The organism is Acinetobacter sp. X9 (genome assembly GCF_054889255.1).
Window position 1 is genome coordinate 3,679,786 of record NZ_CM142679.1, and the last position, 11,801, is coordinate 3,691,586.

Annotated in this window: 15 protein-coding genes; 5 read left to right on the forward strand and 10 right to left on the reverse strand. The window is 41.4% G+C overall.

The window, feature by feature from the left end:
* Positions 1–10 precede the first annotated feature (10 nt).
* The 3 genes from ACYU0V_RS17530 to ACYU0V_RS17540 all read left to right on the forward strand — a co-directional run bounded on the left by ACYU0V_RS17530 (position 11) and on the right by ACYU0V_RS17540 (position 2,179).
* Entirely contained in the window at positions 11–775 is a 765-nt protein-coding gene (locus ACYU0V_RS17530; protein ID WP_461848439.1) for an AraC family transcriptional regulator, read from the forward strand.
* A gap of 120 nt (positions 776–895) precedes the next feature.
* Entirely contained in the window at positions 896–1,441 is a 546-nt protein-coding gene (locus ACYU0V_RS17535; protein WP_461848441.1) for a glutathione peroxidase, read from the forward strand.
* 141 nt (positions 1,442–1,582) lie between these two features.
* Positions 1,583–2,179, forward strand: a complete 597-nt coding sequence (locus tag ACYU0V_RS17540) for a hypothetical protein (RefSeq protein WP_130174210.1) — start codon at positions 1,583–1,585, stop codon at positions 2,177–2,179.
* A 58-nt stretch (positions 2,180–2,237) separates the two neighbouring features.
* On the opposite strand, the gene ACYU0V_RS17545 is transcribed toward ACYU0V_RS17540, so the two are convergent.
* The 10 genes from ACYU0V_RS17545 to ACYU0V_RS17590 form a co-directional block, all read right to left on the reverse strand.
* Positions 2,238–2,657 (reverse strand): F0F1 ATP synthase subunit epsilon, encoded by a 420-nt coding sequence (locus ACYU0V_RS17545; RefSeq protein ID WP_003655525.1) that lies wholly within the window; start codon positions 2,655–2,657, stop codon positions 2,238–2,240.
* Positions 2,658–2,674: 17 nt separating this feature from the next.
* The gene (gene atpD, locus ACYU0V_RS17550; protein ID WP_002114045.1) at positions 2,675–4,069 is read right to left on the reverse strand and encodes a F0F1 ATP synthase subunit beta; all 1,395 of its coding nucleotides are present in this window, start codon (positions 4,067–4,069) and stop codon (positions 2,675–2,677) included.
* A gap of 30 nt (positions 4,070–4,099) precedes the next feature.
* Positions 4,100–4,969, reverse strand: coding sequence for a F0F1 ATP synthase subunit gamma (atpG, locus tag ACYU0V_RS17555; protein ID WP_002114131.1), 870 nt, complete (start codon positions 4,967–4,969; stop codon positions 4,100–4,102).
* A 77-nt stretch (positions 4,970–5,046) separates the two neighbouring features.
* Entirely contained in the window at positions 5,047–6,591 is a 1,545-nt protein-coding gene (gene atpA / locus ACYU0V_RS17560; RefSeq protein WP_002114049.1) for a F0F1 ATP synthase subunit alpha, read from the reverse strand.
* Between the two features lie 46 nt (positions 6,592–6,637).
* A complete protein-coding gene (locus tag ACYU0V_RS17565; protein ID WP_002114070.1) occupies positions 6,638–7,174 on the reverse strand; it encodes a F0F1 ATP synthase subunit delta in 537 nt (178 codons plus the stop codon).
* A 12-nt stretch (positions 7,175–7,186) separates the two neighbouring features.
* Positions 7,187–7,657: a F0F1 ATP synthase subunit B gene (locus ACYU0V_RS17570; RefSeq protein ID WP_001024691.1), complete on the reverse strand. Its 471-nt coding sequence runs from the start codon at positions 7,655–7,657 to the stop codon at positions 7,187–7,189.
* A 38-nt stretch (positions 7,658–7,695) separates the two neighbouring features.
* Positions 7,696–7,941, reverse strand: a complete 246-nt coding sequence (atpE, locus tag ACYU0V_RS17575; protein WP_000424060.1) for a F0F1 ATP synthase subunit C — start codon at positions 7,939–7,941, stop codon at positions 7,696–7,698.
* A gap of 84 nt (positions 7,942–8,025) precedes the next feature.
* Positions 8,026–8,901, reverse strand: coding sequence for a F0F1 ATP synthase subunit A (gene atpB / locus ACYU0V_RS17580; protein WP_002114072.1), 876 nt, complete (start codon positions 8,899–8,901; stop codon positions 8,026–8,028).
* A gap of 104 nt (positions 8,902–9,005) precedes the next feature.
* Positions 9,006–9,404 carry an ATP synthase subunit I gene (locus ACYU0V_RS17585; protein ID WP_005072004.1) on the reverse strand — a complete coding sequence of 133 codons (399 nt, stop codon included), beginning with the start codon at positions 9,402–9,404 and terminating at the stop codon, positions 9,006–9,008.
* 170 nt (positions 9,405–9,574) lie between these two features.
* Positions 9,575–10,414: a metal ABC transporter solute-binding protein, Zn/Mn family gene (locus ACYU0V_RS17590; RefSeq protein WP_002114115.1), complete on the reverse strand. Its 840-nt coding sequence runs from the start codon at positions 10,412–10,414 to the stop codon at positions 9,575–9,577.
* Between the two features lie 127 nt (positions 10,415–10,541).
* Here ACYU0V_RS17590 and ACYU0V_RS17595 point away from each other — a divergent pair, with 127 nt between their 5' ends.
* A complete protein-coding gene (locus ACYU0V_RS17595; protein WP_002114130.1) occupies positions 10,542–11,039 on the forward strand; it encodes a transcriptional repressor in 498 nt (165 codons plus the stop codon).
* Entirely contained in the window at positions 11,012–11,800 is a 789-nt protein-coding gene (znuC, locus tag ACYU0V_RS17600; protein ID WP_347926795.1) for a zinc ABC transporter ATP-binding protein ZnuC, read from the forward strand. Before ACYU0V_RS17595 ends, znuC begins: the two co-directional genes overlap by 28 nt.
* The last annotated feature ends 1 nt before the right edge of the window (position 11,801 follow it).

The window sequence follows — 11,801 nt, forward strand, 5'->3', positions numbered from 1 at the left end:
GAGCATATAGATGAACAATGAGGACCAACAATTTTCATTATTAAACAGTATAGAAGTTCATGAATTTCTATACCAAAAAGAAGATATTGTTCGTCCTCATGCATCTCTTTGGGGAGATTTTAATTTCAGTTTAAATGGCATATTAGAAATGGAGATTGAAGAACAGCTATATCTTTCTCCACCTAGCTATGGTCTTTGGATTCCACCTCAAACTGTTCATCAATCTACTCATATTGACCATGAAATTCACTATATCTGTATTCGACTACACCCTCACCTCTGTTCTATTTTAGGTGATATCTGTAAATGTTTTAGTATTCAACCTTTCTTTCGAACCTTAGTTTTACAAATTCTAGAGCAGCAAAAACAAACTGGACAATCTGAATACTTAGAACATCTTTTACAAGTTCTATTCGATCAACTTAAACAAGCTCCTGCATATTCGCATTATTTACCGCAAACACGACATCCTATTTTATTGCCTATTTTAGAAAAACTTTCAGATCCATTACTTTTTGATCAGTCTTTACAGCAGTTGCTACAAAACTTTTCGGTCAGTGATCGTCACTTATTACGTTTGAGTCAACAAGAGCTTCAGCTTTCGTTGTCCGAATGGAGAAATCGGGCCAAAATTGTTTATGCCATTCATCAGATTCGCCAAGGGACGCCTATCAAGCGTTTAGCATACGATTTAGGTTATCAACATAGCTCAAGTTTTATTGAGTTTTTTAAACGTTACACTGGGCAAACACCTATCCAAATCAGAAATAACTAGAATTCAGTTTATCTTTAAAAACTTTTCCTTTTTTGAACACGAATATTATTGCACTACCCCTCAATAGCAGTTAAAACAAATGCGTTACTTGATATCAATTACAATCTTTAGGAAAGACTCATGACACAATCTGTATATCACATTCCAGTAAAAGCCATTTCAGGCGAAACGGTCGATCTTGAACAATATAAAGGTAAAGTTCTACTTATCGTAAATACTGCTTCTAAATGCGGTTTAACTCCACAATACGAAGGCTTAGAAAAGCTTTACCAAGCAAAAAAAGACCAAGGTCTTGAAATTTTAGGTTTCCCAGCAAACAACTTTAAAGAACAAGAACCAGGTTCTGATGAAGAAATTCAACAGTTCTGTTCATTAAATTATGATGTTCATTTCCCTTTATTTTCTAAGGTTTCTGTAGTCGGCGAAGGTAAGCATCCACTTTACCAAGCTTTGACAACGGCTCAGCCGGAACGCACTGGTGAAGGTCCCTTCCGTGAGCGTTTAGAAAGCTTAGGTATTCCGACCAACCCTGCTCCAGAAGTTTTATGGAACTTCGAAAAGTTTTTAATTAATAAAAATGGTGAAGTCGTAGCTCGCTTTGCTCCGAACCTAACAGCAGACGATGAACAGATCGTTAAAGCAGTTGAAGCAGAGTTAGCAAAATAATATTTTAAAATGTGAGAAAGGGCGTTTTATACGCTCTTTTTTATGCTCTCCTCGAAATGTTGTTCGTTTGCAACAATACAATTTTTCTTCATATTTTATGCCTATAGTATCTATTTGCTTTATTTGATGTTGTTTTTAGTTATGAAAAAAGTTTTACAAGGTGCATTTCTTCCTTTTGTAATTTTTGCCTCAGGCATGCTTTTACTCGGGTGCGATCAGGCACAAGACCATGCTACCGAACAAGAAAAGACTGAAATAGCTGAACAGGCATCTAACCAAAACATTGAACAACAAGAGTCAGATATTGCCCCCAACAAAACCGAACTTAAAAGTGGCAACATTTTTTATATGGTCCGCGATGCTGCTAATTTACAGCTTAAAGCTGGTGACTACGTTGAACAACTTAAAGATACTCAGCTTGATGTTGAACAAGCCATCCAAGATAAGAATCAGAATGAACTAAAAACTACTGTCACTACTTTAAAACAGCAACTAGAAGGTTTAAATCAAGCACTTCTGACTTTAGATATCAAAAGTCAGGAAATTGAGAATATTCGACAAAGCTTATTACATGCCAATCAACAAGCTCTAAGTATGCCTTTATTAAATGGGAAATTGGATCAAATTGACTTTGACCAAATTGAAAAGCAACTTAATACCATTCAAATGGATATGGTGAAGCTTGCTGCCATGATTATGGCAGGAGATGAAAAATCAGATTCCAAAACTGAATCTTAAAAATTAACTCATAAAAAAAAGCCACCTTACGGTGGCTTTTCCAATCTCAAACCGGCAATTATAGTGCGCGGTTTTTCATCTTACGGATAGTTTCAAGCTGACCTGAAATCTCTGATAGAGATGCCAATGCAGCTGCTGAGTCCAAATCACTCTTTTGATTCGCAAGCAATTGTTCAGCATTTTTACGTGCTTCCAAAATTGCAGCTTCATCCAAATTGTCAGCACGGATTGCAGTATCTGCAAGAACCGTTACAACATGAGGTTGAACTTCTAAAACACCGCCAGATACATAGACGATTTCTTCTGTACCATTTTCCAACTGAACACGAATCGGGCCCGGTTGAAGCAAAGTTACAAGTGGAGCATGTCCTGGCAAAATACCAAGCTCACCACCAGCACCTTTCGCGATTAACATCGTTACTGCGCCAGAGTAAATAGACTCTTTAACACTTACGACATCACATTGCATAGTCGCCATGAGATGATCTCCTTAAATTAGAGTTTCTCAGCTTTAGCAATCACTTCGTCAATACCACCAACCATATAGAACGCTTGTTCTGGGATGTGATCGTATTCACCAGCTAATAGACCTTTAAAGCCACGAATAGTTTCTTTAAGCGGTACTAATTTACCAGGAGCACCAGTAAACACTTCAGCTACGTGGAATGGTTGAGAGAAGAAACGTTGGATTTTACGCGCACGGTAAACAACCAATTTGTCTTCTTCAGCTAACTCATCCATACCCAAGATTGCGATGATGTCTTTAAGCTCTTTATAACGTTGCAATACGTTTTGTACTGCACGCGCAATTTCATAGTGCTCTTGACCAACAACTAATGGGTCTAACTGACGTGAAGTTGAGTCAAGTGGATCGATCGCTGGATAGATACCAGAAGATGCGATGTCACGGCTCAATACTACTGTTGCATCTAAGTGAGCAAATGTAGTTGCAGGAGATGGATCTGTTAAGTCATCGGCAGGTACATATACTGCTTGGATCGATGTGATCGAACCAGACTTAGTAGATGTAATACGCTCTTGAAGAACACCCATTTCTTCTGCAAGTGTAGGTTGGTAACCTACTGCAGATGGCATACGACCTAACAATGCTGATACTTCAGTACCCGCAAGTGTATAACGGTAGATGTTGTCGACGAATAATAATACGTCACGACCTTTACCATTTTCGTCTTTTTGATCACGGAAGTATTCAGCCATAGTCAAACCAGTTAACGCTACGCGTAAACGGTTACCTGGTGGCTCGTTCATCTGACCGTAGACCATTGCTACTTTGTCAAGAACGTTAGAATCTTTCATTTCGTGATAGAAGTCGTTACCTTCACGAGTACGTTCACCAACACCAGCAAACACAGATAAACCTGAGTGAGCTTTAGCGATGTTGTTGATCAACTCCATCATGTTAACGGTTTTACCAACACCAGCACCACCGAATAAACCAACTTTACCACCTTTTGCAAACGGGCAAAGTAAGTCAATTACTTTAATACCAGTTTCTAGAAGGTCAGTAGAAGCTGCTTGTTCAGCATAAGAAGGTGCCTGACGGTGAATCGGCAAACGCTCTTCAGTCGCTACAGGACCTGCTTCATCAATTGGGCGACCCAAAACGTCCATGATACGACCAAGCGTAGCTGGACCTACTGGAACAGAAATCGGTGCATTTGTGCTAGTTACATTAAGGCCACGTTTAAGACCTTCTGTAGAACCCATTGCGATGGTACGAACAACACCATCGCCAAGCTGTTGCTGAACTTCTAATGTAGTTTCAGTACCGTCAACTTGGAGAGCGTCATAGATCTTAGGAACGCTATTGCGCTCAAACTCGACGTCGATAACCGCGCCGATGATCTGAATGATACGACCGCTACTCATTGCTGTCTCCTCAATTCAAACTTAATAATGTTAAACGGCAGCGGCACCGCCAACGATCTCGGAAATTTCCTGAGTAATCGCGGCTTGACGCAGCTTGTTGTAAATGAGTTGTAGGTCTTTAATCAATTGTCCTGCGTTGTCTGTCGCTGCTTTCATCGCGACCATACGAGCTGACTGCTCACATGCAACGTTTTCAATCACACCTTGATAAACCATAGACTCGATATAGCGAACCAACAAACCATTTAACAATTCTTCTGCTTCTGGTTCGTAGATATAGTCCCAACCATAAGTACGGTTGAGATCATCGCCTTCTTCTGCCGGTGCTAAAGGAACAAGTTGTTCTACTTTAGGCTGCTGAGTCATTGCATTAACGAAGCCATTTGATACGAGATAGATACGATCTAATTCGCCTTTATCAAATGCATCAAGCATAACTTGGACTGAGCCAGTTAACTGTTCCAAACTCGGCGCATCGCCAAGTTGGGTAGTTGCACCGAGCACTTTACCGCCGTAATTCTTAAAAAACGAAACCGCTTTTTGACCAATTAAAGCAAATTCAACTTCAATTGACTGCTGTTGTTGTGCTTTGACATGCTGCACAACTTTCTTGAACAAGTTAATGTTCAAGCCACCTGCCAAACCACGATCTGAAGACACTACGATATAGCCAACACGCTTAACTGGGCGGTCAACCATATAACGGTGTTTGTATTCAGGGTTTGCTTGTACCAAGTGAGCAATTACACGGCGCATATTATCGGCATACGGACGGCCCTGAGCCATGCGCTCTTGCGCACGACGCATTTTAGAAGCAGCTACCATTTGCATCGCGCGAGTAATCTTTTGCGTGCTCTTGATACTAGCTACTTTGGCGCGAATTTCTTTTAAATTTGCCATACGCTTAACCTAGTATTCGAAAGCTCTTTCGAGCTTCCGAAGGTTGATCCGTGAACCAAACTTAACTAAAACTAAACTTAGTAAGTTTGAGTCGCTTTAAAGCTTTCAATACCTGCTTTGATTGCTGCTTCGATGTCTTTGTTGTAATCACCAGTTTCATCGATTTGTTTCATCAACGGAGCATATTCTGAGCGGAAGTAAGAAATTAACGCAGCATCAAAGTCTACGATTTTCTTAACTTCTACGTCAGCCATGTAGCCTTCGTTAGATGCATAAACAGAAACAGCTTGGTCAGCAATTGAGTAAGGAGCATATTGTTTTTGCTTCATTAACTCAGTTACACGTTGACCATGTTCAAGTTGCTTACGAGTTGCTTCGTCAAGGTCAGAAGCGAACTGAGCAAACGCAGCCAATTCACGGTATTGTGCTAAAGCGGTACGGATACCACCAGACAATTTTTTGATGATCTTAGTTTGAGCAGAACCACCAACACGAGATACAGAGATACCCGCGTTCACAGCAGGACGAATACCTGCGTTGAATAATGATGTTTCTAAGAAGATCTGACCGTCAGTAATCGAAATTACGTTCGTTGGTACGAATGCAGATACGTCACCTGCTTGAGTTTCAATAATTGGCAATGCAGTTAAAGAACCAGTTTGACCAGTTACTGCGCCATTAGTGAATTTCTCAACGTAGTCAGCAGATACACGAGAAGCACGTTCAAGAAGACGTGAGTGAAGATAGAATACGTCACCCGGATACGCTTCACGACCTGGTGGACGACGTAAAAGTAATGAAATTTGACGGTAAGCAACAGCTTGCTTAGACAAATCATCATAAATAATAAGAGCGTCTTCACCGCGGTCACGGAAGTATTCACCCATTGTACAGCCAGAGTACGGAGCTAAATACTGCATTGCAGCAGGATCAGCAGCCGCAGCAGCGACAACAGTTGTATACGCCATAGCGCCAGTTTCTTCTAGCTTACGTACAACGTTTGCAATTGTTGATTGTTTTTGACCAATCGCAACGTATACACACTTAATGCCAGAGTTTTTCTGAGCGATAATCGCATCGATCGCCATCGCTGTTTTACCAGTTTGACGGTCACCGATGATCAACTCACGTTGGCCACGGCCAACAGGAATCATTGTATCAACTGATTTATAACCAGTTTGAACAGGCTCATCTACAGATTGACGCCAAATTACGCCTGGTGCTACTTTTTCAACAGCATCAGTTAATTTCGCATCAATTGGGCCTTTACCATCAATTGGGTTACCCAAAGCATCGACAACACGGCCAAGAAGTTCAGGACCAACTGGAACTTCTAATACACGACCTGTACAACGAGCTTTTTGACCTTCTTGAAGGCTTAGGTAGTTACCTAAAACAACGGCACCCACTGAATCCTGTTCTAGGTTCAGTGCCATACCAAATAAGCCGCCGTCGAATTCGATCATTTCACCGTACATTGCATCAGCAAGACCGTGAATGCGCACGATACCGTCGGATACCATAACAATGGTACCTTCGTTTTTAGCGGTCGCGCTGGTGTCCAGATCTCCGATACGCTGTTTAATGAGCGCACTGATCTCGGATGGATTCAGTTGTTGCATTGCGCTATTCCTCAATCTTTTATTAGTTCAGTCTTCATCATTTGCATTATGCAAGAAGACGAGTACGCATTTTTTCAAGCTTGTTAAGCGCAGAATCATCTATCACTTGATCGCCTGCACGAATTACAACACCTGCAATAAGCTCAGGTTTAACTTCAACTGAAACAGTTACTGTGCTGTTAAAACGCTTTTCTAAAGCAGATTTCAACAGTTGCTCTTGTTCAGCAGTTAACGGGAAAGCCGATTCAATCACGACATCCACATTGTTGTTATTCTGTGATTTAAGCTGTTCATATTCTGCTTCAATTTCAGGTAACAACATTAAACGATCGTTATCTGCAAGAAGTGTCAAAAAGTTAGACACTGCTTGAGATTGATCTTCACCTAAAACTTTAGCAAAAAGCTTCACTTGCTCCGCAGGAGTAAGTTCAGGGCGATTTAAATAAGCGGAAAATGCTTCGTCTTGCACCGCAGCACTGAGCACTTGTAACGCATTCGACCAATTGTCTGTTGCACCTTGCTCAGAAGCATAAGCAAATGCTGCTTTGGCATACGGACGTGCCAACGTCAAGAGTTCAGCCATAATTCGCCTCGCTTAAAGTTTAGCAGCCAGCTGAGACAGCATGGCGTTATGAGCTTCTGCATCAACTTGCTGGTTCAGGATTTTTTCTGCACCAGTTACTGCCAAAGCAGCTACTTGTTGACGTAATTCTTCGCGAGCAGAATTGATTTCTTGATCAACAGCTTCTTTAGCCTGTTGACGAATACGCTCACCTTCAGCCGCAGCTTGAGTACGAGCTTCTTCGATCAATTGCGCTGCACGACGGTTCGCTTGTTCGATCAATTGAGCCGCTTGTGCTTTAGCTGCATCAAGTTCTTGCTTAACTTGCGCTTGTGCATCGGCAAGGTCAGCTTTCGCTTTTTCTGCTGCATTTAAGCCATCAGCGATTTTACGCTGACGCTCACTAATCGCATTGATTAGTGGTGGCCAAACAAACTTCATGCAGAATGCAACAAAGAATGCAAACGCAATCGCTTGACCAATCAATGTGAGGTTGATATTCATTGCAATTCCTCAAATAGTGGATTTAGGAATTAAGATGATTAACCTACAAATGGATTAGCGAAGATGAAGAACAAGCCAATACCAACACCGATCATAGGCACAGCATCAAGAAGACCCGCGATTAAGAACATACGAGTTTGAAGTTGTGGAGCCAATTCTGGTTGACGAGCAACAGCTTCTAAAAAGCGACCACCCAAAAGACCAAAACCAATCGCTGTACCTAAAGCACCGAAAGCGATCAAGATAGCAGATGCAATTGCAACTAGACCTAAAGTGAGTTCCATGAAAAATTCCTCAGAGGTTAGGTTATTACCAAATTAAATTAAAAAAATTCAGCCCAACCATCATTTGATAGTTAGGCAATACCATTAATGTTTTTCGCTTGCCATGCTCAAGTAAACGATGGTAAGCATCATAAAGATGAATGCCTGCAACGTGATTACAAGAATGTGGAAGATCGCCCAAGGCACAGACAACGCCCATTGAATCCAGAACGGCAATAAAGCAATTAGGATAAAGATCAACTCACCGGCATACATGTTACCGAATAGTCGGAGAGCTAATGAAATCGGACGAGCAAGGAATGTTACCAATTCCAAAATCAAGTTCACTGGAATAAGCAACGCTTTTGCAACTGGATTACTTGGGTTAAATGGGTTAAGTGCCAACTCGCCAACGAAACCACCAACACCCTTTTCGCGGATGCTGTAGAACAAGATAAGTACAAATACAGATAAAGACATACCTAAAGTAATGTTTGGATCTGTAGATGGAACGATCTTGAAGTAAACGTGGTGAGGGTCCATACCAAATACGTTTGCACCTACAAACGCTGCAACTTGAGGAATCCAGTCAACTGGGATCAAGTCCATTAAGTTCATGAGGAAAATCCACACGAAAATAGTGAGTGCAAGCGGAGCGATTAAACGTGATTTGCCATGAAAAGTATCACGGACACTTGAGTCAACAAACTCAATGATCATTTCGATTGCTGACTGGAATTTAGTTGGAACACCTGCATTTGCAGCTTTCGCAACGATCCAGAACATCAAACAGAAAATCACACCAAGGCCAATTGACCAACCCATTGAATCCAAGTGAATTGCAGTGAACCCCATCGAATGAGCTTCTTCAGCAGTCTCAGCCAATTTCCATGTACCGTCTGGCATTTTGCCATAGGTCATATTGGTCAAGTGATGCTTGATATACTCTGTCGAAGTGAGGGCATGTTCTTCAGCAGCCATAAATCACACCTGGTCAATGTCAATTACTAAAAAGAAGGGAAACGAACATCGGCGTACTGTCGATATCTCGCCACCCTCCAAAAAATCTTCAATTCTTCTTGTTTCTACACCCGTTTTTGTAGACGTGACACCCAAAACGGAGCGACCCACGACATTGCCTGAACGAGAATAAAACCAAACAGCAATGCTAACGGTGATAAAGGTTTAACATTGCTCAAAATCAAAATAAATCCAACGATCATGATTGCAAATTTGCCTAACATGCCCCTATACATGTTAGACAGCACTTGTTTTGATGCTCGTGCACCTGCTGTTCTGAAGGATTGCCACGAAAAATAACCCGTAGCAAGCCAGCAGACCAACGCACCAAGTGCCGCACTTAATGCTGCTGTCATGTCTTTTATGCTCCACGCCACAAGTGCGGAAACAGGGATCATACATGCTTGTAAGAAGACCAAAGCTTTTGCTAATCGTCGGTCAATCAAGCGACTAGTTTGGCTCATTATTTATCCACTCACAGCATAAATGCTTGACAAGTTTAGCTGATGATCGCTTTTAATCGCAGGCATTATAGAGTTACACCCCTGAACATGCAATCTTTTCCCGACTTTAGTCGGGGTTTTTCATGACAGGTGGTGCTGACGCTACAGTCAGCCTTTGTTTACTTTTTATCTTACTTTTGCGTACTTAATACACATTTATCTGTTTTTATAGCCAGTTTCTTCCATGCAGTGACGAAATCATCCTCATTATTCATGCTCTCGTCTACTGGTTGAAAAGTAATGTTACCTAATTTTTGATATTGACTCTTAGTGGTAAAACTCTCTGCCAACAAACACATCTGATTTTTTGGTCGACTATCATTAAGATACTTAATTTGAGCTGCTGTTGGTGCAACGTGAGGATCATCTGTTAAAGCACCAGCGAACTTTAAGTTTAGTGAGCGTTCTAAATATTGATAGGCATCATGATATGCCCAATACGGTTTGCCATTACTTGAACTATCGTAAGCTTGTGCTGCCTGGAACATTTTACGAGCGAACACATTGGCGTTATTCCAATACTTTGCCTTATTTTCAGGGTGTTGCTGAGAGCGCAAAGCAGCAATAAAGAAACCAATTCGAACTGCATTGTTGGGCTCTAACCACACATGTGTATCTACTGTATTAGGTAAAGCTGCACCGCGTGTACTTCGCTGAGGTAAAACAGAAACAATGCCACTATCTAATAGTGCAATCGCCTTCTTATTATTACCTAATAATTTATTTAAGGGCGCTTCATGCGCTTTACCCAACCAAATCACCAAAGACGCATCATTAATTGCTTTACGATGCGCTGGAGTTAATTGTACGTCATGCCCAGTTTGTCCCTTTAATAAGAGTTGAGGTTCTTCGACCCCTTGAGTGACTTCTTTTGCAATCAGATAAATCGGGTGTGTAGAAACCACCAAACCCTGACTCCACCCTAACGTACTCAAAAGTGAGAACATACTGAAAACAAAAAAACGGAACATGACAGACCATCAATTTAAATTAGCTCGAAGCATGTTATAATATAACAAAGTTACAAAAATACCTAAGATTAATCGAATGAAGCATCGCTTCATGCTAATATTCCGTTAAAAATTCGAGGTTATCCCTATGAGTTCCTGCTCGCATGAACATCATGATTCTTTGCATGGTGTGCATGATCACCATAATGTCGCAAGCCGTTTAGCTGAAGCAGAAAGTTTATGTTCTGCGACTGGCGCACGCCTTACACCTTTGCGCAAAGAAGTTCTGGAACTCATTTTAAATGCATCGGGTCCAATGGGTGCCTATGACTTATTGGCACGTATAAAAAGTCAAACTGATCGCCCTGCTGCGCCTCCAACTGTATATAGGACTTTAGATTTTTTATTAGAAAAAGGCCTCATTCACCGCCTAACTTCTATTAATGCGTATATTCCTTGCTGCCACCCGCGTGAAGGCCATCAAGCAGCATTCCTGATTTGCACCGAATGTCATATGGTTAAAGAAGCTTCTTCTCAAGGCCTCACACACCAGCTTGACCAGCTTGCAGCTTCAGATGACTTCGTGGCTCAACACAGCATTATTGAAATTTCGGGGAAATGCCAACAGTGCCGCACAACTCCTTAAATCCTGTATTAATTCAGCTTGAGCAGGTTTCTGTTCATCGTGATGATCGGGATATATTAAAGAAAGTTGATTTTGCCCTACATCAAAATGAAATTGTGTCTTTAATTGGACCCAATGGTGCAGGCAAATCAACACTGATTAAAGTTCTACTCGGTATTCTCCAGCCGAGTAGCGGGCGTGTTATCAATCATAAAAAACTTAAAATGGCTTATGTGCCACAAAAGTTTAATCCTTCACACAGCCTTCCTTTACGTGTTCAGGACCTTCTTGATTTAGAAAAATGCAACCCTGCCCTGCGTCAGGAAATTATTCAAGACACAGGTATTTCAAAGTTACAACAATCAAAAGTACAACAACTTTCTGGTGGAGAGCGCCAACGAGTACTATTGGCTCGCGCTCTACTTCGCCAACCAGATATTTTAGTTCTTGATGAACCCATGCAAGGCTTAGATATTCAGTCAGAAGCAGAACTTTATGATTATGTTCGCAGTCTGCCAGAACGATATGGTTGCGCGATCTTAATTGTTTCTCATGACTTACAATGGGTGATGCAAGGAACACACCGCGTAGTGTGTTTAAATAAACATATTTGCTGTAGTGGGCTACCCGAGAATATTCAGCAACACCCTGAATATCAGGCAATATTTGGTACTCAAAGGGTTTTCTATCAACATCATCATGACCATTGTGCTCACGGTGATGCTGCACACCCCTGCCCTCATAATGACCGTCCTCACATTCACCCAGAACCGGAAGCTTAAG